At 65.2% G+C, this 20,935-nt stretch carries 21 protein-coding genes; 13 read left to right on the plus strand and 8 right to left on the minus strand.

The genetic code is table 11. The annotated features are described in order from the left end of the window. Both BMZ97_RS19470 and BMZ97_RS19475 read right to left on the minus strand, forming a co-directional pair. Window positions 1-1,034 (minus strand): NAD(P)/FAD-dependent oxidoreductase (locus tag BMZ97_RS19470; protein WP_092173399.1); only part of this gene is annotated, 1,034 nt, incomplete at its 3' end. Window positions 1,035-1,220: 186 nt separating this feature from the next. Continuing rightward, window positions 1,221-1,649, minus strand: a complete 429-nt coding sequence (locus BMZ97_RS19475; RefSeq protein WP_092173402.1) for a GlcG/HbpS family heme-binding protein — start codon at window positions 1,647-1,649, stop codon at window positions 1,221-1,223. 259 nt (window positions 1,650-1,908) lie between these two features. On the opposite strand from BMZ97_RS19475, the gene lysM reads away from it, so the two are divergent. The 7 genes from lysM to BMZ97_RS19505 all read left to right on the plus strand — a co-directional run bounded on the left by lysM (window position 1,909) and on the right by BMZ97_RS19505 (window position 8,336). Next, on the plus strand, window positions 1,909-2,352 hold the full coding sequence (lysM, locus tag BMZ97_RS19480) for a peptidoglycan-binding protein LysM (RefSeq protein WP_092173405.1): 444 nt from the start codon (window positions 1,909-1,911) through the stop codon (window positions 2,350-2,352). Window positions 2,353-2,554: 202 nt separating this feature from the next. Beyond that, window positions 2,555-2,680, plus strand: coding sequence for a hypothetical protein (locus BMZ97_RS31755; protein ID WP_280141763.1), 126 nt, complete (start codon window positions 2,555-2,557; stop codon window positions 2,678-2,680). 14 nt (window positions 2,681-2,694) lie between these two features. Beyond that, complete coding sequence (locus BMZ97_RS19485) at window positions 2,695-3,009, plus strand: rhodanese-like domain-containing protein (RefSeq protein WP_092173409.1); 315 nt, start codon at window positions 2,695-2,697, stop codon at window positions 3,007-3,009. A 54-nt stretch (window positions 3,010-3,063) separates the two neighbouring features. Next, window positions 3,064-4,014, plus strand: a complete 951-nt coding sequence (locus BMZ97_RS19490; protein WP_092173412.1) for a YiiG family protein — start codon at window positions 3,064-3,066, stop codon at window positions 4,012-4,014. A gap of 98 nt (window positions 4,015-4,112) precedes the next feature. Further along, window positions 4,113-6,422 carry a xanthine dehydrogenase family protein molybdopterin-binding subunit gene (locus tag BMZ97_RS19495; RefSeq protein WP_092173415.1) on the plus strand — a complete coding sequence of 770 codons (2,310 nt, stop codon included), beginning with the start codon at window positions 4,113-4,115 and terminating at the stop codon, window positions 6,420-6,422. A 257-nt stretch (window positions 6,423-6,679) separates the two neighbouring features. Next, entirely contained in the window at window positions 6,680-7,111 is a 432-nt protein-coding gene (locus BMZ97_RS19500; protein ID WP_092173418.1) for a c-type cytochrome, read from the plus strand. A gap of 280 nt (window positions 7,112-7,391) precedes the next feature. Then, entirely contained in the window at window positions 7,392-8,336 is a 945-nt protein-coding gene (locus BMZ97_RS19505; protein WP_092173421.1) for a c-type cytochrome, read from the plus strand. A gap of 51 nt (window positions 8,337-8,387) precedes the next feature. On the opposite strand, the gene BMZ97_RS19510 is transcribed toward BMZ97_RS19505, so the two are convergent. The 5 genes from BMZ97_RS19510 to BMZ97_RS19530 form a co-directional block, all read right to left on the minus strand. After that, on the minus strand, window positions 8,388-9,212 hold the full coding sequence (locus BMZ97_RS19510) for a DUF3658 domain-containing protein (RefSeq protein WP_175525633.1): 825 nt from the start codon (window positions 9,210-9,212) through the stop codon (window positions 8,388-8,390). A 115-nt stretch (window positions 9,213-9,327) separates the two neighbouring features. Continuing rightward, window positions 9,328-9,948, minus strand: a complete 621-nt coding sequence (locus BMZ97_RS19515) for a helix-turn-helix domain-containing protein (RefSeq protein ID WP_092173428.1) — start codon at window positions 9,946-9,948, stop codon at window positions 9,328-9,330. 115 nt (window positions 9,949-10,063) lie between these two features. Continuing rightward, window positions 10,064-10,987, minus strand: coding sequence for a DMT family transporter (locus BMZ97_RS19520; protein ID WP_092173431.1), 924 nt, complete (start codon window positions 10,985-10,987; stop codon window positions 10,064-10,066). Between the two features lie 146 nt (window positions 10,988-11,133). Continuing rightward, window positions 11,134-11,619, minus strand: coding sequence for an ABZJ_00895 family protein (locus tag BMZ97_RS19525; protein ID WP_348272117.1), 486 nt, complete (start codon window positions 11,617-11,619; stop codon window positions 11,134-11,136). Window positions 11,620-11,755: 136 nt separating this feature from the next. Next, entirely contained in the window at window positions 11,756-12,535 is a 780-nt protein-coding gene (locus tag BMZ97_RS19530) for an SDR family oxidoreductase (RefSeq protein ID WP_092173437.1), read from the minus strand. Between the two features lie 124 nt (window positions 12,536-12,659). On the opposite strand from BMZ97_RS19530, the gene BMZ97_RS19535 reads away from it, so the two are divergent. Both BMZ97_RS19535 and BMZ97_RS19540 read left to right on the plus strand, forming a co-directional pair. Beyond that, entirely contained in the window at window positions 12,660-13,490 is an 831-nt protein-coding gene (locus BMZ97_RS19535) for a UDP-2,3-diacylglucosamine diphosphatase (protein ID WP_092173440.1), read from the plus strand. Continuing rightward, complete coding sequence (locus BMZ97_RS19540; RefSeq protein ID WP_092173443.1) at window positions 13,490-14,602, plus strand: glycosyltransferase family 4 protein; 1,113 nt, start codon at window positions 13,490-13,492, stop codon at window positions 14,600-14,602. Before BMZ97_RS19535 ends, BMZ97_RS19540 begins: the two co-directional genes overlap by 1 nt. Here the strand turns inward: BMZ97_RS19540 and BMZ97_RS19545 are convergent. After that, window positions 14,541-16,331, minus strand: coding sequence for a cation:proton antiporter domain-containing protein (locus tag BMZ97_RS19545; protein ID WP_244546506.1), 1,791 nt, complete (start codon window positions 16,329-16,331; stop codon window positions 14,541-14,543). The genes BMZ97_RS19540 and BMZ97_RS19545 overlap by 62 nt on opposite strands. A 389-nt stretch (window positions 16,332-16,720) precedes the next feature. Between BMZ97_RS19545 and BMZ97_RS19550 the strand changes: the two genes are divergently transcribed. From BMZ97_RS19550 to BMZ97_RS19565, 4 genes are all read left to right on the plus strand, one after another. Beyond that, the gene (locus tag BMZ97_RS19550) at window positions 16,721-17,566 is read left to right on the plus strand and encodes an AAA family ATPase (RefSeq protein WP_092173444.1); all 846 of its coding nucleotides are present in this window, start codon (window positions 16,721-16,723) and stop codon (window positions 17,564-17,566) included. Window positions 17,567-17,650: 84 nt separating this feature from the next. Further along, a complete protein-coding gene (locus BMZ97_RS19555) occupies window positions 17,651-18,178 on the plus strand; it encodes a SixA phosphatase family protein (protein ID WP_092173447.1) in 528 nt (175 codons plus the stop codon). A gap of 139 nt (window positions 18,179-18,317) precedes the next feature. Then, entirely contained in the window at window positions 18,318-19,763 is a 1,446-nt protein-coding gene (locus BMZ97_RS19560; RefSeq protein ID WP_092173450.1) for a YcjX family GTP-binding protein, read from the plus strand. A 28-nt stretch (window positions 19,764-19,791) separates the two neighbouring features. Then, window positions 19,792-20,802 (plus strand): YcjF family protein, encoded by a 1,011-nt coding sequence (locus BMZ97_RS19565; RefSeq protein ID WP_092173453.1) that lies wholly within the window; start codon window positions 19,792-19,794, stop codon window positions 20,800-20,802. The last annotated feature ends 133 nt before the right edge of the window (window positions 20,803-20,935 follow it).

Consider the following 20,935-nt stretch of genomic DNA (forward strand, 5'->3'; position numbering starts at 1 on the left):
TGGAGGGATGTTGAGGAGGTCGTGTACTGGAAGGTCAGTCGCTTGTCGGGATAGACGTAGCGATGGGCTTTTTGGGCGGCGAGCGCGGCCTCGTGGAAGCCCGAGAGGATGAGCTTGAGCTTGCCGGGATAGGTGTTGATGTCGCCGATGGCGAAGATGCCAGGCGTCGAGGTCTCGAACTTCTCGGTATCGGCCGGGATCAGGTTCTCGTGGAGATTGAGGCCCCAATCGGCGATCGGCCCGAGCTTCATGGTCAGCCCGAAGAAGGGCAGAAGCGTATCGCAGGCGATCTCGAAGGTCTGACCTTCGCTGTCCCGGCAGATCGCGGCCTGGAGCGCCGAGCCTTCGCCCTTGAGGCTGGTGACCTGGCCGAGCTTCATCTCCATCTGGCCGGATGCGACGAGCGCGCGCATCTGCTCGACCGAATGGGGCGCGGCGCGGAAATCGTCGCGGCGATGCATCAGCGTGACGCGTTTGGCGATCGGCTGCAGGTTGAGCGTCCAGTCGAGCGCTGAGTCACCGCCGCCGACGATCAGGATGTCGCGACCGCGGAAGGCCTCCATCTTGCGCACGGCATAGAACACCGCGTTGCCCTCATAGGCCTCGATGCCGGGGATCGGCGGCTTCTTGGGCTGGAACGAGCCGCCGCCGGCGGCGACGATGACGGTCTTGGTCTCGAACACCGTGCCGGCATCGGTGGTGACGCGGAAGCGCGGGGCGTCTGCCGTGCCGATCGGCTCCAGCGCCTCGATCATCTGGTTCAAGTGGAAGGTCGGGCCAAACGGCTTGATCTGCTCGACGAGATTGTCGACCAGGCCCTGGCCGGTGACGATCGGAAAGCCCGGAATGTCGTAGATCGGCTTCTCCGGATAGAGCTCGGCGCATTGCCCGCCGACCTTGGGCAGGATGTCGACCAGATGCGCCTTGATGTCGAGCAACCCCAGCTCGAAAACCGCAAACAACCCGCACGGACCCGCGCCGACTATCACGACATCCGTGGTGATGACCTCACCGGGAACGGCCACGTCGCTCATCTCATTTCCTTTGAAGCGTTCAAAAATTCGGCAAACCGAACAGCGCCGCGCGTGACATGATGCCTCGCGCGGCGTCTGGCAAGTGTTTTTGGGTTCGGCGCATGTTTTCGCGAGAGCAATGCTCTCGACTTTTGGAGCCGGTCACGTTTTTCGCATTCGGACGGAACCGTCCGAATGCGACGTGATCTAGGCGCCAGTGTCGGCCCTGAGCCCGGCAGCGGTGATTCCGGCGACGGCGGCCGCCTCGTCATTGTCCGAGGTGTCGCCGGAGACGCCGACCGCGCCGAGCAGCATGTTGTTCGTGTCGCGGATCAGCACGCCACCGGGCACCGGCACGAGCGAGCCGCCGACCGCATGCGTCGCCGCCTCGATGAAATAGGGCCGCTCCTGCGCCATCTTGTGGAGGGCGCGCGAGCCGAGCCCCATCGCGATCGAGCCGTGGGCCTTGCCGAGTGCGATCTCACCACGCTTCAGGCTGGTGCCGTCCTGCGCCGCGAAGACCTTCTGCGCGCCGCGCGCGTCGAGAACTGCGATGGTGAGCGGCTTAAAGCCGCTCTTTTCGGCATAGGAGAGAGCGGTTGCGAGAATGGTCTGGGCCTGGGCGAGCGTCAGCATCGGGGGAACTCCGTCGGTGTCCTGGGCTGGTGTCTTGGGGCAGGTGTCTTGGGGCAGGCGTCCTGGGGCAGGTGTCCTGGGGCGCTTGTGCCAGCCCGTCATTACGGGGGGAAGAGGCCGCCGCGTCAGAGCAGTTGTGCCGAAAAGGGCCTGTCGGGTGACGCAAGGAAGAGTTGTATTCGCGCAAAAATGCAACGCCTGTCTTGAACTTATCATGCTGAGAGGGCTTGATATGCCCCCCAACAGATGGAGAAGCCTCATGGGTCTGTTCAGTTTCATCAAGGATGCGGGCGCGAAGATTTTCGGCTCGACACCAGCCAAGGCCGCCACGGCGGACGAGTTGCAGAAAGAGCTGGCCGGTCATGGCTTGCCGTCCGACGTCGCGATCTCGATCGATGGCGACAAGGTGAAGGTCTCGGGCACGGCGGTCTCGACCGAGCAGGCCGAGAAGATCATCCTGGCGCTGGGGAACACGACCGGGGTCGCCTCGGTCGAATCCGATCTCGCGGTGACCAAGGAAGCCGCTCCCGCCGTGTTCTACACGGTCAAGAAGGGCGACACGCTCTGGAAGATTGCCGAAGAGCATTACGGCAAGGGCCAGGGCGCCAAATACACCGACATCGTCAAGGCCAATACGCCGCCGGTGAAAAACCCCGACCTGATCCAGCCGGGCTGGGTGCTACGGATTCCGGCGCAGGCCTGAGCGAGGTTCCGCTCGATCCGGCGACGGATCCCAAGACCGGCTGCGTCCCCCAGGCGCAGCCGCAAAACCCGCCCCGAGCGGGCACCGGCGCCGAGGCCCAGCCAACGGCTGGCTCTCCATAATTTCCTGCATGGGGATATGCGCGGATCGTTTCAGCCGGGTCTTCGGGCGGCGATCGCCGAGTTCCGTTTACGCCAGATCGATGCGCGCCAAGCTGTTCGGTCAAGATACCTGCCGTCGGCGAATTGATCGGGAAGACTGCATCCGGCTCGGCATCGTGGTGGCAATTCCGGCGCTCACGCTCTATCTGGTAAATCTGCTGGATTGAGCTGGAGATGCGCCTTGATCGTGAAGGATCTCGATATCGACGCCGTCAAGGCCGGACTTGCGGATGGGTCGATCCTGGTGGTCGATGTGCGCGAGCCGCATGAATTCGCCGCCGGCCATATTCCCGGCTCGACCTCGCTGCCGCTCTCGCAATTCGATCCTGCCGCCATTCCCGACGAGCCCGGCAAGCGTGTCATCTTCTCCTGCGCTGCCGGCGTACGCTCGCTGCGCGCGCTCGAATTCGCGCAATCGGCGGGGCTCGACATCGACAGCCATTATCTCGGCGGCTTCAAGGATTGGGCGATGCGAGGCGAGCCGGTCGAGCACTGAAGGCTTGACCGGGCCTGCAGCCTTCGAGCCCTGGCGGATGACGAGGATTCAGACATGCCGATTTCCCTGTTTCTCCGCAGCGCGGCCTTTGCCTGCGCGCTGCTGGCGCTGACACCTGCCGGCGCCCAGGCTCAGGGAGCGGCGACAACTGCCGCGCCAGCCGCTGACGAGGCTGGCCTCCAGGCCGCCATCGCCAAGTCCAACGCCTATACCGCCCTGATGAACCGGACACTGCGCGCGATCCAGTCCTGGGAGCGCTATGCGAGCTGGGTCGACATGAAGAAGGGGCCGACCGGCAAGGAGCGCTACATCGATTACGGGCTCTACAGCCTCTACGACGTCGCCGGCGAGATCAAACGTGCCGAGGAGGCTGCGACCCACGCGCCGATGCTGCCGGAGATCGACCAGACGATCGGGCGCTACATCAAGGCCTATCAGGAGCTTGCGCCGCTGATCACCAGGGCGGAGCGCTATTACGAGCGCAAGGATTATCGCGACGACAACGCTGCCGAGGGGCGCAGCCTGCACATGTTGATGGTGCCGGCCGCAAAAACCTTCCTCGATGAGCGCGCGACGCTCGATGCCCAGATGCGCGTCTACAAGAAAGGGCTCGATCAACGCGAGCTCGCCGCCGTCGAGCAGCGGGAAGGTCGCTCGGTGCGCTGGCAGGTCCGCAACGTCATGATCAACGCCCGGGGGGTGATGGATCTGATGCCGAGCAATGAGAAGCCTATCGTCGACCTCAAGGCGTTCGACGCGGCCGTGGCCGATTATGCCGGCGCGGTGCGCGAGATGGACCGCTTCAAGGAGACCGAGCCCAAAGGCGTGCCCTTCATCGAAAGCCAGGCGAGTTCCTGGCTCGGCCGGCTGAGGGATTTTCGCGACAAACTCAGCCGTGGCAAGGGCGATGTCCGGCGCGGTGCAGCCAGCGACGCGAACTGGCTCGTCAGCTCCTACAACACCATGGTCTCGCTATCGGAGACCGCGATCCGCACCGCCCGCTGAGCGATGCGCTGCATGCATCCCGGCGTGTCGCGTGCTGGGGTGACTGAGCTTCGTTTCTAGGCCAGTCTTTCATTCGACTTATCTGAGGATATCGGCTCATGCGTCCCATGAAATTCGGATTCGGCCAGCCCGTGCGGCGTGTCGAGGATCACCGCCTGACCACGGGCGCAGGTCGTTACACGGATGATACGGCCGTCGAGGGCGCGCTGCATGCCTTCGTGCTGCGCTCGCAATATGCGCATGCCAAATTCACGATCCGGGACAAGAGCGCGGCGCGCAAGATGAAGGGCGTGAAGCTGATCCTGACGGGCGAGGACGTCGCCCATCTCGGCGGCATTCCCTGCAAGGGTCTGATCAAGACGATCTCGGGCGAGCCGGTCGTGCCGTTGCCCGTGCCGGTGCTGCCGACCGACATCGTGCGCCATGTCGGCGAGGCGGTCGCCTTCATCGTCGCCGAGACTCTCGACCAGGCGCGCGACGCGGCCGAGGCCATCGACATCTCCTGGGAGACGCTGCCCTCGATCACCGGTATCGCCGCTGCGCTGGAGCCCAAGGCGCCGCAGGTCTGGCCGGACCGGCCGGGCAATGTCGCCTTCGAGGCCGAGCAGGGCGACAAGGCCAAGACCGAGGAGGCTTTCGCCAAGGCCGACCGCACCGTCTCCGTCACCATCGTCAACAACCGGCTCGCCTCCAATTATATGGAGACGCGTGCCTGCATCGCCGAATACGACAAGGAGACGAAGCGCTGGACCCTGACGCTCGGCAGCCAGGGCAGCCATGGCACGCGCGACATCCTGGCGAGCTATATCCTGAAGGTCGATCCCAAGCGCATCCGCGTCGTCACGCCCGATGTCGGCGGCGGCTTCGGCACCAAGATCTTCATGTATCGCGAATACCCGCTGACGATGGTCGCTGCCGAGATGCTGAAGCGCCCGGTGCGCTGGGTCTCCGACCGCACCGAGCATTTCCTCGCCGACACCCATGGTCGCGCCAATCTCGCCACGGCGACGGTCGCGCTCGACAAGAAGGGCAAGTTCATCGCCCTCAAAGTCGATCTCGCCGCCGAGATGGGCTCCTATCTTTCCCAGTACGGACCCTTCATCCCCTGGGTCGGGACCACGATGACGCCGGGCTGCTACGCCATTCCCGCCGTCCATGTGCGCTTCAGGGGCGTGCTGACGAATACGACGCCAGTCGATGCCTATCGCGGCGCCGGCCGCCCCGAGGCGGCCTATCTGATCGAGCGGCTGGTCGATGCGGTCGCGCGCGAGACCGGCAAGACGCCCGACGCCGTGCGCGTGCTCAACTTCGTCAAGCCGGGCGAGATGCCGCACAAGACCCAGACCGGGCCGGTCTATGATTCCGGCGAGTTCGAGGGGCATATGCGCCGCGCCATGGAAGTGGCGGACTGGAAGGGCTTCAAGAGCCGCCTCAAGGCCTCGACCAAGGCCGGCAAGATCCGCGGCATCGGCCTCGCCTGCTATATCGAAGCCTGCGGTGGCGGCGGGCCAGAGAGTTCGACCGTGATCCTCGAGAAGGACGGCATGGTGACCGTGTTGATCGGCACCCAGTCGAACGGGCAGGGGCATGAGACCGCCTATTCGCAGCTGGTCTCGCAGCATCTCGACATTCCGATGGACCGCATCCGCGTCATCCAGGGCGATACCGACAAGGTCGAGACCGGCTCGGGCACCGGCGGATCGCGTTCGATCCCGGTCGGCGGCGCAGCGCTCGACAAGGCGACCGCAATCCTCTCCGACAATCTCAAGCAACTCGCCTCGGAGAAGCTTGAGGCCGGTGTCGGCGATCTCGAGATCGTCGATGGCGCGGTGCGCGTCGTCGGCACCGACAAGGCGCTCGACCTCGCCGCCATCGCTGCGCTGCCGGGAGCGACCTCAGCCATGCTCAAGGTTCACCAGAGCTGGCAGCCGCCGGAGGCGACCTATCCCAACGGCACTCATGTCTGCGAATTGGAGGTCGATCCCGGCACCGGGGCGACCGCGATCCTCAATTATGTCGTGGTCGATGATTTCGGCGTAACCCTGAACCCTATCATGCTGCAAGGGCAGGTCCATGGCGGCGCGGCGCAAGGTATTGGCCAGGCTCTGATGGAGGAGATCCGCTTCGACGCCGAGGGGCAGATGCTGACCGCGACCTTCATGGACTATGCCCTGCCACGTGCGGTCGACGTGCCCAACTTCCATTTCGAGACGCGCAATGTGCGCTGCCTCACCAATGCGTTGGGTGTGAAGGGCGCGGGTGAGGCGGGCGCCATCGGAGCTTGCCCGGCCGTGATGAATGCGATGGTGGACGCGCTCGATCGCGCGGCCGGCATCAGGGCGATCGACATGCCGGCGACCCCGATCAAGGTCTTCAATGCGCTGAAGCAGGCCGGGTATCCGCTCTAGGAGCGGGCTGCGAAGAAGTGGGAGCCGGTTTTTCGTTTGGATCCGGCTCTCGCTCTTCGATGAGCGACGGATTCAGGCCTCAGGGGATCACTTGGTGAACCCTGAGGTCGTTTGGCGCTAATGCAAGATTGTATTTGCTATAATGCAAATGCCAATCGCGTGAGACCGGCTTGGCGACAGCGCTCGGCTGTTGTGATCTGGAAAGGTTCTAACCGGCGTCATCCTGAGCGCCGGGAAGCCTTCGGGGATGACGACGCATGATCCGCTTTGCTCTTGCCGCCACTGTTCTGGTGCTCGGTTTTTCCGCCGTCATGGCTCAATCCGATCCGGTCGTGGAACGGAAGGCCACGATGAAGGCGATCGGTGGAGCCACCGGGCTCGGCGCCAAGATCGCCAAGGGCGAGGAGGCGTTCGACGCCGCCAAGGTCCAGGGCATCTTCAAGACCTATGTCGACTCCGGCAAGAAGATGGAGACGCTGTTTCCCGACAGCTCCAAGAACGGCGACACCACCGCCGGCCCGAAGATCTGGGAAGATCAGGCTGGCTTCAGGGCGTTACAGGTCAAGTTCGAAAATGATGCCGCGGCTGCGGCGACTGCCACCACCGATCTCGCCTCGTTCCGCACCGCATTCGGCACCGTCACCAAGAACTGCGCCGCCTGCCACGAGACCTATCGTATCAAGAAGTGAGCGCCGCCGGTTTTTGACGGCGGCCGGCGGAGCTTTCTGCTGCGTGGCGCGTTCCACCAAGAACGTATCGTCGTGCTTGAACATACGGCCTCATTCCGGGTTGGCGTTGCTTCGCGACGTGCCGGGGATGAGGTCGTGGTTCTGAGCTAGAGCAATTGCCGATCCAATCGGATCGACAATTGCTCTAGCTCTTTGTTCTGACGCGTTTTCTTCACGCGGACCGGTATCCACTTCGCTCGAAAACGCTCTAGACTGCGCGCAATCTCGGGAGAGGATGAGAATGCTGCTGCTGCGCCGCCTGCTGGTTACCCTCGTCGCGCTGGCGGCGCTTGGCCTTGCCGGTTTCTATGTGCTGACCGACCCGCGCGTGGTTTCGTCTTCTCCGCAGATCGGCGCGCTGCCGGCGCCAGACATCGAGAACGGCAAGCTGCTCTTCGCTGCGGGCGGCTGCTCGTCCTGTCACGCCACGCCCGGCCAGGACGACAAGCTCAGGCTCGGCGGCGGGCTTGGGCTGGGCTCGCCCTTCGGTACCTTCCATGCCCCCAACATCTCACCGCATACGCGCGACGGCATCGGCAATTGGGGCGTGAAGGACTTCGTCGATGCGATGGCGACCGGCGTCTCGCCAGCCGGGCAGCATTATTATCCGGCCTTCCCCTATACCTCCTACCGGCTGATCCCGCCCAAGGCGCTGGCCGATCTCTTCGCCTATATCCGCACGCTCGCGCCGGTCGAGGGCAAGGCCGTGCCGCATGAGTTGCGGTTCCCCTTCAACATCCGCCGTGTCGTCGGCGGCTGGAAGCTGCTCTTCTTCGACGGTGCCTCGTTCAAGTCCGATCCGGGCAAGAGCGAGGAATGGAATCGCGGCTTCTATCTGGTGAACGGACCGGGCCATTGCGCCGAATGCCATTCGAGCCGCAACGCGCTCGGCGCCATCGTCCAGGCGACGCGCTTCGCCGGCGGGCCCGACCCGGAAGGCAAGGGCTGGGTGCCCAACATCACCCAGGCCGAGGACGGCCTGGGCAAATGGTCGAAGGAGGAGATCGCCGAACTGCTCAAGACCGGCTTCACGCCGAGCTTCGACAGCGTCGGCGGCTCGATGGCGGCGGTGGTGCGCAACATCGCGCAATTGTCGGATGCCGACCGTCTGGCGATGGCGGAGTATCTGAAGTCACTGCCGGCGGTGCAGGGGCCGGCGAGGCCGGCTGCAGCTCAGAGTAACTGACGTTTTCTTTGAAAGCTGCAGGACGATCGCGCGAGGGAAATGCCGTTTTTTCTATGCGGTAATGGTCGGCGGCGGCAGGCGCGCCTCGCTTGTCCGTGAGTCCGAGGCGTCCCCTCTGATTTCGACCGCGTGCTGCGCTCCGAGCATTCTCAGTCGCGATTCGAGGATCAGATTCCCGGATTGATGGAAGTTGCCGTCCAAGAGAATCCCCATTGTTTCGTGGATTACCCGGGCGCACTTTTGCCAATCCTGCGTGAGGCAAGACTTTATGGCCTCGTCGAAATGGGTGATCGGCGCTGATCGAAGTCCGGCGTCCGAGACGACACGGAAGGGCGCGTTCTCCGTTCGCAGATGCGCCCACAGCGCGCGATAAGCATCGATCTGACGCTTTTCGAGCGTCGTCTGCGTGTCGATAATCCCAGAATTTACGATGTAATTCTCACTGACAAATCCGAATGTCGACGTAATCCACGAGCCGGAGCCGGGGCGGTTAGGGTTGGCGGGAAATTGAAAGTCGGTCATGTCGATGACCAGAAAGTGTTGGTCGCCGATCCGCCACAGAAATTCGAGAAAACCTGAATACTCGGACGCGCAACGCCGGCAAACCCACGCCACGGGAGTGACGGCTGTGTCAGTTGCCTGTTTCCAGAAAATCTCGGCGCGCTGCCCATATTCCTCGTAATCGTCATAGCCGAGAACCTCTTCGATCCACTGGTCGCGAACATCGTGCGCAGGTGGATTGATGGGGCCGAAGCTGAGATCATCCGGCAAGCCGAGGACGGTTTGGTCCAGCGCCAATTTGGCCAGAGCCTGACGCAAGCTGCCGGCGGCTGACATTCCGAACACGACGTGGACAAAGGGCTTCGCGCTTTCCACCATAGTGTCCTCTCGAGAGCCCGCGCTAGCATTGCAGCTTGTGGGAGCTTCAAGGCATCGCCGCTAAATCCGAGTAAAGCCGGTAAGCGCTCTGTCGACAGTGGGTCGTGTCGACTTACTCCATCACCGCCGCCTTGAGGATACACACCATTAGCGCCGAGCCGGGCTGATCGCCGACGCAGCGGACGATGTGGCGCCGGTCGCAGCGATAGCGCAGTGTGTCGCCGGCCTTGGCGCGCTGGATGATGTCGCCGACCTCGACCTCGAACTCGCCCGAGGTGACGGAGAGCGATTCGATCGAGCCGCGCTGATGGCCTTCCGAGTCGAGCTCGCCGCCGGGCTCGGCCTGGATCTCGTACCATTGCAGCCATTCGACGGTCTTGATCCAGCCGATGATGGCGAGCCTGAGCTTGCCGTCCTCGGAGACCAGGATCGGTGTGTCGCTGCGGCTGGTCTTGTCGATGAAGGGCTCTTCTTCGCCGCTGGAGAGCACGCGCTCGATCGAGATGTCGAGTGCCTGCGACAGCCGCCAGATCGTCGCCAGCGTCGGGTTGGTCTCGTTGCGCTCGATCTGGCTGATGATCGACTTTGCCACGCCTGATTGCTCGGCGAGTTCCGAGAGCGAGAGATTATAGGCCTTGCGCAGGCGCTGAATCGTCTTTCCGAGTTGCCCGGAGACGATCTGGGCCCCGGATTCAAGCTCCCGGCCACTGCGCTCCTTGGTCTCGATGCCCATTCGTTTTGACCGTCTTACCTGTCTGTCGTTTGCGGAGGCGAACGATTGTTTGTCTGAGCGGACAATGCCCGTTCCTGACGCAAGCGGCAAGCTGAAGCTCGTGATCGCCCCTGTGTCAGGTCGTGCGCGTCGACCCGACTTCGCGCTGCTCGCGCCTGAGCAGGCCGAGCTGTTGTTCGCGCAGGATCACATAGATGCCGGAGGTGATGACGATCGCCGCGCCGATCAGCACGGCGGTCGCCGGCCAGTCGCCGAAGACGAACCAGCCGATCGCGACGGCCCAGAGCATGGTCGAGTATTCGAAGGGCGCGATCAGCGAGGCGTCGCCATAGCGATAGGCCTGGACGAGGAAGATCTGGCCGAGGCCGCCGAGGATGCCGATTGCCAGCATCATTGCCGCATCCTGCAGGTTCGGCATGTGCCAGCCGAACATCGCTGTGGAGAGCCCGAGCGCGCTGGTCATCAGCATGAAATAGAACACGATCGCGCCGGTGCCCTCGCTGCGGGTCAATTGCCTAACCTCGATCGAAGCGAAGGCCGAGCAGCAGGCGCCGGCCAGGCCGATCGCCGCGCCGAAGGCAGGCCCCGGGGCAAGCCCCTTGCCGACGCCGGTGATATAGGGCGAGAGCATGATCAGCACGCCGATGAAGCCGACCGTGACCGCGCTCCAGCGATAGATCCGCACACGTTCCTTCAGGATGACGGCGGCCAGCACGACGACGGCGAGCGGCGCGGCATAGCCGATCGCGATCGAATCGGAGAGGGGCAGGAACTGCAGCGAGGCGAAGCCGCAGAACATGCCGGTCGAGCCGATGACGCCGCGCTTGAGATGGCCGCGCAGATTGCTGGTCCTCAGCGAGGCGACGACGCCACCTTGCCAGGCGAGCCAGGTGAGCAGCGGAATCAGGGCGAAGAAGGACCGCACGAAGACGATTTCGCCCGTCGGATAACGGCTCGCGATCGATTTCACGCCGGCTGCCATCAAGGTAAAGGCGAGGGCAGAGATGAGCTTGAGGCAAATGCCGAGGAGAGGTGACAACGGACCGGCGCGGAGGGAGGGCAGGGAGGAGGGTCTTGTAGAAGACCGCTCCCCTTAGACCATGTCCAGCCCACGCTTCAAAGCGTCAACTCTGCAACCCCGATAGGCGGGGAGCGGGAGTCTCCGCGGCCTTTGCCGTAACGCTCTTATGATACTCCGAGGCGCTTCAGGCTTTGCCGCGCATAGAAGCCGGCGAAGAAGAACGCGACGATCCAGCTGACCACGAAGGACATCGCGGCCATGGCGAGAAAGGCGACAGGCGCGGAAATGCCGCTCCTTGCCGCCTGGGCGAGCATGGCCTTGATCGGGTTCGTCCCGCCGAGCAGGGCGTCGGTGCCGTAAAGAAACGCAACGCCCAGGCAGAGATTGAGCACGACCACGGCAAGGCCGATCCAGGCCGCGAAGAGCGCCCGCTCGCCCGTGGTGAAGACACGCTGATGGTCTTTCACGAAGCTTTGCACGGGGGCGGTGAGCGCGGCGATCAGAATGATGATGCCCATCGAAGAGGGCAGATCAAAATTCAGCAGGCTCGAAGCCGCAACCGAAACGACGATGCAAAGCAAGTATATGCTGCCGAATACAATCGCATATTTGAGCATTTCCCAGTCTCCGTGGATGTTCTTTCCGGGCATTTTCCGGGCGGCCGTTAGCGAGCCGCCCAAGGGGCGTCAACGACCATGTCCTGTCTGACGCTGGTGTCCTGGCCTGATGGGCTGCCGGTCGGCGGCCATCCTCGTCTCGACGATCGAGGGATGGCCGAGCGGCGGCTCAGAAACTGCCCCTGAACACGCCGCCGTCGATCAGCAGGTTCTGGCCGGTGATGTAGCCGGCATGCTGGCTGGCGAGGAAGGCGCAGACATTGCCGAATTCCTCGGCCGTGCCGAAGCGCCTGGCAGGGATCTCGGCCTTGCGGGTGGCGGCGAAGTCCTCTGGCGTCATGCCCTTGATGGCAGCCATTCGCGCCGTTCCGCTCTTGAGCCGGTCGGTGTCGAAGGATCCGGGCAGGACATTGTTGATGGTGACGTTGGCATGGGCCACCTCGCGCGCCACACCGGAGAGGAAGGCCGTAAGCCCCGCGCGCGCCGCCGAGGAGACGTCGAGCCCCGTCAGCGGCGTCAGCACGCTCGCCGAGGTGATGTTGACGATGCGGCCGAAGCGCCGCGCGATCATGCCGTCGACGACTCGCTGAACCAGCTCCAGCGGCGTCGCCAGGTTCTGGATGACGCCTTCGAGCAGCGCTTCGCGAGACACATCGCGAAACGGTTTCGGCGGAGGCCCGCCATTGTTGTTGACCAGGATGTCGGGCTCGGGAGCCGCTGCGAGCAAGGCGTCCTGCCCCGCGCGTGTCGAAACGTCAGCCACCACGGCGATGACCGTCGCGCCGGTGCTGGCACGAATCTGGCTCGCGGTGGCTTCGAGCGTGGCCGCGTCGCGGCCATTGACCACGACGATGCAACCAGCCTCGGCGAGCGCTTGCGCGCAGCCGCGGCCAAGACCCTTGCTGGAGGCGCAGACGATGGCCGTGCGGCCGGAAATCCCAAGATCCATGATTTTTCTCCGGAAACTAGTTGCCTCGAAAGCGAGCCAGAGCACGGATCGCTGGTTCCGTCATCAAAGCGCAACGCAAATCAGCCAAACGCCGACAGCATCGCAACGGAACGGGCAAGCGGGCATGAGCGACGATGACGAGGCGAAGCAGGTTCGCAGCATCTTCATCTCCGATCTGCATCTGGGCACGCGCGGCGCACAGGCCGATCTCGTGCTGGAATTCCTGCGCGCCTATGACGCGCCGCAGATCTATCTGGTCGGCGACATCATCGATGGCTGGCGGCTGAAGAGCGGCTGGTACTTCCCGCAGGCGCATAACGACGTCATCCAGAAGCTGCTGCGCAAGGTGCGCAAAGGCTCGAAGCTGATCTACGTCACCGGCAATCACGACGATTTCCTGCGGGACTTCGCCGGACTGCAGTTCGGCGGCATCACCCTGGTCGACGAGATCATCCACGAGACCGCCGACGGCAAGCGCCTGCTCGTGATCCATGGCGATCTGTTCGACCTCGTCGTGCGCAACGCCAAATGGCTCGCGCTGATGGGCGACTGGGCCTACACGGTCGCGCTCGCCTGCAACACCGTCGTCAACAAGGTGCGCCGCCGGCTGCATCTGCCGCATTGGTCGCTCTCGGCCTGGGCCAAGCTCAAGGTCAAGAATGCGGTCAACTATATCGGCGAGTTCGAGACCTGCCTGGCTGCCGAGGCGCGCCGGCACCATGCCGACGGCGTGATCTGCGGGCATATCCACCACGCCGCGCATCGCGAGATCGAGGGGCTGACCTATATCAACACCGGCGATTGGGTCGAAAGCTGTACCGCCTTCATTGAGCACCATGACGGGCGCTTCGAGATGATCCGCTGGCCGCAATACCGGCTGAAGGGCGAGGCGCCGGTGCCGGTCGTCGTCAAGGTGCGCCCGGAGCCGGCCCCCGCGCTCGTCGAGGCCGCGTGATGCGCCTGCTGATCGCGACGGATGCCTGGCGACCCCAGATCAACGGGGTGGTCAGGTCGCTGGAGCGGATGTTCGAGGCGGGGCCGGCTTTCGGCGTGACGCCGCAGGTGCTGACGCCGGAGGGGTTCCGGCAGATCGGCTTGCCGACCTATCCCGATATCAGGATCGCGCTGGCGACGCGCCGGGCGGTTGCTGCGCGGATCGCCGAGTTCAAGCCGGACCATATCCACATCGCGACGGAAGGGCCGATCGGCTGGCTGACGCGTGCCGTCTGCCTGGCTCAGAAGCGGCCCTTCACAACGAGCTACCACACGCGCTTCCCGCAATATGTCGCGGCGCGCTGGCCCATTCCCGAGAGCTGGAGCTACCGCTTCCTGCGTCGGTTCCATGGCCCGGCCGAGGCGATCATGGTGTCGACGGCGTCGGTCGAGGCCGAGCTCAGGCAGCATGGCTTCGAGAAGATCGTGCGCTGGGGGCGCGGCGTCGATCTTGGGCTGTTCCATCCGCGCCCGATGAGCGTGCTCGACCTGCCGCGGCCGATCTTCCTCAGCGTCGGGCGCGTCGCCGTCGAGAAGAACCTCGAGGCCTTCCTCTCGCTACGCTTGCCCGGCAGCAAGGTGGTGATCGGCGACGGGCCGGCGCGGGCCGATCTGCAGCGGGCTTATCCGGACGCGCATTTCCTCGGCACCCGCGAGGGCGAGGACCTGGCCTCGATCTACGCCTCCTCCGACGTCTTCGTGTTTCCGAGCCTGACCGACACCTTCGGCATCGTGCTGCTCGAGGCGGCGGCCAGCGGCCTTCCGGTCGCGGCCTTCCCGGTTCAGGGGCCGAGCGATGTCTTCGCCGGCAGTGGGGCTGCCGTGCTGAGCGAGGATTTGCGGGCGGCGGCGCTGGCGGCGCTGCGCATCCCGCGCGAGACGTGCCTGGAGCTCGCCTCGCATTATAGCTGGCGCCGCAGCGCCGAGCAGTTCTACGGGCATATCCAGCGGGTGGCGCAGCCGTTGGGGCAGACGCTGCGCAACGAGCCGCCCTGCGCGCCCCTGCAGAGCGTCACAACCTTCGTGAGCGCGCGTCCCGTGGAAGGGCCTGTGCCGGAGCGCCTGAGGGCTTGAGTTCAGTGCGGAACTGGTCGCGCCGTTCATGGATCGAGGCGATGACGAGGCCCATCGGCACGCCGAGCCCGACCAAAGCCGCCTCCGAGAGCTGCAGGCTCGCCTCGATCGTCTCTGGAACCGCATCGTTGACGCCGATCTGGTAGAGATGGCGGGCATGGCTGGCGTCGCGGGCGCGGGCGACGATCACCAGGTCGGGTTTGAGCGTGCGCGCGGCCAGCACGGTGGCATCGACGGCGCGCGGATTGTCGATGGTCACGATCAGCGCGGTCGCCTCGTCGAGGCCGCTGAGACGCAGGAAGTCCAGATTGGTCGAATCGCCATAGAAGACGGGCCGGCCGGAACGGCGCTGGGTCGCGACCAAAGCGGGGTCGAAATCGATCGCGATATAGGGCTTGCGGTGCTCCTCCAGCATTGCGCTGACGAGACGGCCGACGCGGCCGCAGCCGACGACGATGGCGCGCGCCGAATGATCGTCCGGCGGCAGCACCTTGGCCTCTTCGGGCAGGATCGCGGGCACGGCCAGTCGCTGCGACAAGGCCCGGGCCAGCCGGGCCAGGAGCGGCAGCACGACCATGGTCAGCGAGACGGCGGCCAGCACGAGGCTCTCTGCATTCCGCGAGAGCAGCTTGGCCGAGACGGCGCCGCCGAACAGCACGAAGGCGAACTCGCCGCCGGGTCCGATCATGATCGCTGTTTCAAGCGCGGTCGCGCGTGACAGCTTGAAGCGACGCGCCAGTCCGAAGACGAGCAGGGATTTCGCCGCGAACAGGCCGATCGCGATGCCCAGGATGGCGAGGGGATGGGCGGCGAGATCGGCCGGGTTCACGCCCATGCCGACAGTGAGGAAGAACACGCCGATCAGCAGCGATTTGAACGGCTCGATCGTGACCTCTATGGCGCGGCGATACTCCGTCTCGGCCAGGAGTAGGCCGGCGATGAAGGCGCCCAGCCCCATCGACAGGCCGGCGGCTGCAGCGATCAGGCCGGTTCCGAGCGCGATCAGCAGTGTCGCCGCCATGAAGCTCTCCGACGAATCGGTCGAGGCGACCAGGCGAAACAGCGGCCGCAGCGCCAGCCGGCCGATCACCACGATGGCGGCGATCGCCCCAAAGGCCTGGACCAGGGCCTGGGCGAGACCCGCCAGCAGGGAGCCGCCATCGGCTTGCGCACCGAGCACGCTGACCAGGAAGAGCAGCGGAATGACGGCGATGTCCTGGCAGAGCAGGATGGCGAAGCTGGCGCGGCCGGCCGACGAGGTCATCCGGCGCTTGGCCGAGAGCAACTCGACCACCATGGCGGTCGATGACAAGGCGAGGCCGAAGCCGATGATGAGCGCGGCTGCCGCCGGTTGCCCGAGCCAGTAGGCCACCGCGCCGATGACGCCGCCCGAGAGCGCGACCTGGCCGAGTCCGAGGCCGAAGACAAGCCGGCGCATGGTCATCAGGCGCTCGAAGGACAGCTCGAGCCCGATGACGAAGAGCAGGAAGGCGACGCCGAGTTCGGCCGGCCCCGCCAGGGCTTCGGCCTTCGCCACGGTGATGCTGCTCAATAGCGGAATCGAGGAGGCGAGCCCGCCGAGGCCGAAAGGCCCCAGCAGCGCGCCGCAAGCCATGAAGGCGACGACCGAGTTGACCTTGAAGCGCTTGGCGAAGGGCACGATGACGCCGGCCGTGGCGAGCACGACGATGGCATCCTTATAGACGGAAGGGTCGACAGTTCCGGCCACGTCAGTCCTTGCGAGTCGGCGGTGAGAAGAGGCCTGGGAGCTTGCGGGTTACGCGACGGCAATACAACCGTCGGAGGCCTGCATCCATGCAGGAACCAGAGGCTGTTAGGGACTATGGGGATGATTTGACGCGCGCCCTGCGGGTGAGGTGAAAACGGCGGAGCTGCAGCGTCGCATCGCTTGCCGATACCGATGGTATCGCCTGCGCAATGCTCCTCCCATCTCCGGCGTTTTGACCTCATCAAATCATCCCCATAGTCCCTAACAACCTCTACCCTTTGCGCATGCGGCGTTACGCCCCGTGATTCATGAAGGACTTCACGGGAAGCGGGTTTCCGGTTTCGGCGATCCTGAGCTAGCGTCTACGGCATCTTTCAAAGGGACCGACGATGCGTTTTGCAGGCACTGATAATTACGTCGCGACCGAGGATCTGACGGTTGCCGTCAATGCCGCGATCCGGCTGGAGCGGCCGCTGCTGGTCAAGGGTGAACCCGGCACCGGCAAGACGGTGCTGGCGGAGGAGATTGCTGCAGCATTGGGCGCGCCATTGATCACCTGGCACATCAAATCGACCACTAAGGCGCAGCAGGGGCTCTATGAATATGATGCGGTCAGCCGGCTGCGCGACAGCCAGCTCGGCGATGCGCGCGTCTCCGACATCGCCAACTACATCAAGCGCGGCAAGCTCTGGGAGGCTTTCGTCTCGGCTGAGCGCCCGGTGCTGCTGATCGACGAGATCGACAAGGCCGATATCGAGTTCCCCAACGACCTGCTGCTCGAGCTCGATCGCATGGAGTTCCATGTCTACGAGACCGGCGAGACGATCAAGGCAGCGCGGCGGCCGGTGATGATCATCACCTCCAACAACGAGAAGGAATTGCCCGACGCCTTCCTGCGGCGCTGCTTTTTCCATTACATCCGCTTCCCCGATGCCGAGACGATGCAGGCAATCGTCGAGGTGCATTTCCCCGGCATCAAGAAGCGGTTGATGGAGGAGGCGCTGAAGCTGTTCTTCGAGGTGCGCGAGGTTCCCGGCATCAAGAAGAAGCCTTCGACCTCGGAACTGCTCGACTGGCTCAAGCTGCTCGTCGCCGAGGAGATGACGCCCGAGATGCTGCGCGAGCGCGACCCGCGCAAACTGATCCCACCGCTGCATGGCGCGCTGCTCAAGAACGAGCAGGACGTTTCGCTGTTCGAGAAGCTCGCCTTCATGACGCGGCGCGAGAGCCGCTAAGGCGGTTCAGCCCGGTGAGGTGAAGGTAAACGGCAGGCTTCGTCTCCTCTCGCAAAATTTCCTGCGGATGGTTAGGTTGCGCAGATGCGACGCCTCATGCTTCTGCGCCATGCCAAGTCGAACTGGCCCACCGGGGTGGCCGATCGCGAGCGGCCGCTCGCGACCCGCGGACGCGAGGCGGCGCCGGTGATGGGGCGCTATCTCGCCGAGGAGTTGCTGCTGCCCGACCTCGTGCTGATCTCGCCGTCCCGACGCACGCTGGAGACCTGGGATCTGGTGGCGGCGATGCTGCCGGAAAAGCCGCCGAGCCATGTCGAGCCGCGTATCTACGAGGCCAAGACGGAACGCTTGCTGCACACCGCGCAGGAGGTCGAGCCAGGCGTACGCACGCTGCTGATGATCGGGCACAATCCAGGCTTCGAGGAGTTGGCCGCGATGCTGACCGGCCATGGCGACCGCTACGCCTCGGCGCGGATGAGCCAGAAATATCCGACCTGCGGGCTCGCCGTGCTCGATTTCGCGATCGAGGACTGGCGCGATCTCGGCCCGCGCGGCGGCCGGCTCGACCGTTTCGTTACGCCGGCTTCGCTAGGCGAGGGGCCGGACGAGTGAGGGATGGCTCGATCCATCCACCGGGGTGGTCGCCTGACGCGACCATCTGCGCTTCCGGTGCTCGCGGGACGATCTCCGCTCCGCCTCGGCTCTCGACGGCCACTCCAGCCTTGCCTCGCATGCCAATCCATTTCGGAGCATGAGCCAGCCCTCCTATCTCGACGAGGCCCGCAACGCCGCGCTTGCCTTCGGCGACAGCCTGCTTGGCCTGGCGCGACCGCGCCTGCGGCTGGGCGTCACCGGCCTGTCGCGCTCGGGCAAGACCGTCTTCACCACGGCGTTGATCCAGAACCTGATCGAGGGTGCGAAGCTGCCGGTGCTGAAAGCCGCGACTGAGGGGCGGATCGCGCGGGTCAGGCTGGTACCGCAGCCCGATCCCGATATTCCGCGCTTTCCCTATGAGGCGCATCGCGCCGCGCTGAACGGTCCCGAACGGCGCTGGCCGGAATCGACGCGGCGGATTTCCGAATTACGCGTCGAGATCGACTATGAGCGCGCGGCCGGCTGGTTCAAGGGACCGGCGACGCTGACCCTCGACATCGTCGACTATCCCGGTGAATGGCTGCTCGATCTCGCCTTGATGGGCCAGGACTACAAGGCCTGGTCGACCCAGGCCGTGGCCGATGCACGCAAGCCGCATCGCCGTGCTCTCGCCTCCGACTGGCTTGCGGATCTGGCTGGGCGCGATCCGGCGGGGCCGGCCGACGAGCTCGCGGCGGAAGCGGCGAGCAGCGTCTTCAAGACCTATCTCGCGGCGCTGCGGGCCGATCCCGAGGCGGTCGCCGTGACGCCGCCGGGGCGCTTCCTGATGCCGGGCGATCTCGAGGGCTCGCCGGCGCTGACCTTCGCGCCGCTCGATCTCGGGCATGACACCGAGCCTTTGCCCGGCACGCTGGCCGGGCTGATGGCCGAGCGCTTCGAGGCCTATAAGCGCGTCGTCGTGGCGCCGTTCTTCCGCGATCATTTCGCCCGTCTCGACCGGCAGATCGTGCTCGTCGATGCCCTGGCTGCGCTCGATGCCGGTGCGCCGGCCCTGGCCGACCTGGAGACGGCGCTGGGGCAGGCGCTGGCGGCTTTCCAGGTCGGGCGCAATTCCTGGCTGTCGAGCTGGTTCGCACCCCGGATCGAGCGGGTGCTCTTCGCCGCGACCAAGGCGGACCATATCCACCATGCCAGCCATGACCGCTTGGCGGCAGTGATGTCGCATCTCGTGGCGCGGGCGACCTCCCGGGCGCAAGGGGCGGGTGCGCGGGTCGAGGCGATGGCGCTCGCCGCCGTGCGCGCGACGCGCGAGGTCCGGATCAAGGAAGGGCGCGACGAATTGCCCGCGATCGCCGGGGTGCCGGAAGCAGGCGAGGAGATCGGCGGGGAGGTCTTCGACGGCGTGGCGGAAGCGGCGATCTTTCCCGGCGAGTTGCCGGAACGTCCCGAGGCGATCTTCGATCCAGCTGCTCGCTGGCAGATTCGCGCGCCACGCTTCCGGCCGCCTCTGGTCGCGCCCGATGCCGGCGGGCGGACCCGGCCGCCGCCACAGATTAGGCTCGATCGGGCGCTCGAATTCCTGATCGGGGACAAGCTCGCATGAAGGAGGCCGGTCTAATGGAGCTTCTGTCATGACGGGCAAGGCGCCGCGCGCGATCCGCCTCGACCCGCAACCGCTGGAGGCGGCCGGCGAGGGGGTTATCCGGGAAGACAATGTCGCCATCCTGCCCGAGAGCGAGCCGTTCGACGCCGCCGAGCCGGCGGCAGCTCCCGTGGCGCGGCGACGTTTCTCCTGGGGCAGCGTGTTCGTCGCCGGCCTGTCAGGCTTCCTGACGCTCGCGGTCGGAGTCTGGGTGGAAAACACCGTCACCGCGCTGATGACGCAGAATCCGGTGCTCGGCTATGCGGCGCTGGTTTGCGCCGGTTTCGCCGCGCTTGCGCTTCTGGTGATGCTGGCCCGCGTCCTCAGCGACATCCTGCGCGAGCGCAAGGTCGAGGCGCTGCGCCTGCGTGCGACGGCTCTTCTCGCGGGCGGCAGCACCGATGAGGCCAAGGCGATCGCCGGCGATCTCAAGGCGCTTTACGCTTCACGCCCCGAAACGGCGAAGGGCCGTGCCGCGCTCGATGAGGCGCTGCCGCAACTCTTCGCGGCGCGCGATGTGCTCGCCATCGCCGAGCGCAGTCTGATGGCGCCGCTCGACCTCGCCGCCCAGGCGCAGATCGCGCAGGCCGCGCGGCGGGTTTCGCTGGTCACGGCGGTGAGCCCGCGCGCGCTGGTCGACATCGTCTTCGTGCTCGTCGCCTGCGCCAGGCTGCTGCGCGCGATCGCCGGCATCTATGCCGGCAGGCCTGGCGCGCTCGGCCTGTTGCGACTGGCGCGGCAGGTGCTGGGCCATCTCGTCGTCACCGGCGGCATCGCGGCGGGCGACGCCGTGATCCAGCAGGTGGTGGGGCAGGGGCTTGCGGCCAGGCTCTCCGCCAAGCTGGGGGAAGGCGTGCTGAACGGGCTTTTGACCGCCCGCATCGGCTTGGCGGCGCTGGCGGTCTGCCGGCCGCTGCCTTTCGTCGAGGCGCGGCCGCCATCCCTGTCGGATGTCGCCGGCGATTTGTCGGGCTGGCGCAGTACTGGAGCGGAGAGCTGAGCTGAGCCCGGCAAAGTTTGCCGGGCTGCGGCGGTTTTGCCCGGTCGAAACCGCCGCGCTACGCTTTCGAAACCATCCAAGTCTTTGACGAATAAGGCCCAAACCCATGGCACAGGCCATGCAGATCAAGCCT

The sequence above is a fragment of the Allobosea sp. OK403 genome (assembly GCF_900113835.1).
Classification (GTDB): domain Bacteria; phylum Pseudomonadota; class Alphaproteobacteria; order Rhizobiales; family Beijerinckiaceae; genus Allobosea.